This window comes from Bartonella queenslandensis AUST/NH15, from assembly GCF_000312585.1.
Taxonomy (GTDB): domain Bacteria; phylum Pseudomonadota; class Alphaproteobacteria; order Rhizobiales; family Rhizobiaceae; genus Bartonella; species Bartonella queenslandensis_A.
Window position 1 is genome coordinate 1 of record NZ_HE998057.1, and the last position, 1446, is coordinate 1446.

Consider the following 1446-nt stretch of genomic DNA (forward strand, 5'->3'; position numbering starts at 1 on the left):
ATTGAGTGTCAATGAAAAACATCTAACAACTAGGAGTTCATTATGAACACACTTATAGAAATATCAGAACAGGTCATTGATCAAGAGACTGTTCAAACCGTTAATGCACGCGAATTGCATACTTTTTTAGATATTAATATACGCTTCAATGATTGGATTTCACGACGGATTGAAGAATATTCTTTTCAAGAAAATCAAGACTTTGTGAATTTTACTCAAAAAAGAGTAAAACCTAAAAGCGGTCGTCCAAGTATCGAATATCATCTCACGTTAGACATGGCAAAAGAACTCTCAATGGTTGAACGCAATGAGAAAGGTAGACAGGCTCGTCGTTACTTTATTGAGTGTGAGAAAAAGTTAAAAAGCCAATCTGTTGATTATGATAATGATACACGTTTTGATTTGCCAAGCTATTGGGAGGGTATGAATGCTGGTGAAAAAGCTCTGTATCTTTTAGGACCAATCCATATGCGTCTTATTGATGCTTTCAGAGTAGACGAAGAGAATAGAAAATACAAAGCTCTCATTAAAGAAGCAAAACAGGTTTTAGAAAAAACTGTTGTAAAAGCAGCTTAAATTTAAACACGATTTTATCTTCTCGTCTTCAAAGACGAGGAGATAGTTAAGCCGCGTTTTTTATTGTAATAACGACTTGCTTGCCAAGAACACTCAGTGTTTGCTCTAGAGTTTGAAGCTTCGTTGGATAATTGGGGTCAAGAATGCGTCTTGCTTCTGTTTCTTTTTTACCCAAACGATGTGCTAATTCTGTTTTTGTAATATTCGCTTCATTAAAGGCTTCTACCACTGCAAGCTTAAGAGCATTCCACGCATCTACAGTGACCTCTACAAGACCTTTATATTGCTGTGGTACGGGTAAAGGTAGACCGCGCATAGTATAGCTGCGTAATGCCAACCCTAAAGCTTCAATAGCATTCTCTAATGCCTCTGCTCTATTTTCTCCAGCTGTTATTGCCTCTGGTACATCAGGAAAAGTCACAATAAAACCACCATCCGGATCAGTTTCAAATTTTGCTTGATACGTATATTCCATGTTTAGATCTCCTCACTATGATCAAAATGTTTTTGAAACGAAACATTAAAAGCGTATGAAATACGAGTTTTATATTCCCAATTGTTTTTTATTATTTTCACATAAAGTGACGTTAATTCACCCGATTTTATAACAGTTGTTTTGTTTCCCAAAGTTACCAAATAATGTGACCCTTTGCCTGCATCTGGAGCTTTACTGTAATGAATACCTCTTTTTCTGGCTTCTTTGCGTAACTCTCTAAGCAGTGCTTCTCGTTCCATTTATCTCCCTTTAATTTCATAAAATCAACATCGAATAAAAAAGTTCGATTGTCAATAAGAAATCAAGTAAAAAAGCCTTAACTTTTTATAACACAGCTATTGAGTGAGTTTATCAAATAAAATTATAATGCAATA

3 protein-coding genes are annotated in these 1446 nt (G+C 35.2%); 1 reads left to right on the forward strand and 2 read right to left on the reverse strand.

The window, feature by feature from the left end; translation table 11 throughout:
- Window positions 1–42: 42 nt before the first annotated feature.
- Window positions 43–576, forward strand: a complete 534-nt coding sequence (locus BN338_RS09325; RefSeq protein WP_039761457.1) for an antA/AntB antirepressor family protein — start codon at window positions 43–45, stop codon at window positions 574–576.
- Window positions 577–622: 46 nt separating this feature from the next.
- Here BN338_RS09325 and BN338_RS09330 read toward each other — a convergent pair whose 3' ends face one another.
- Window positions 623–1051: a type II toxin-antitoxin system HicB family antitoxin gene (locus tag BN338_RS09330; protein WP_039761460.1), complete on the reverse strand. Its 429-nt coding sequence runs from the start codon at window positions 1049–1051 to the stop codon at window positions 623–625.
- A 2-nt stretch (window positions 1052–1053) separates the two neighbouring features.
- A complete protein-coding gene (locus BN338_RS09335) occupies window positions 1054–1311 on the reverse strand; it encodes a hypothetical protein (RefSeq protein ID WP_039761463.1) in 258 nt (85 codons plus the stop codon).
- Window positions 1312–1446 lie beyond the last annotated feature (135 nt).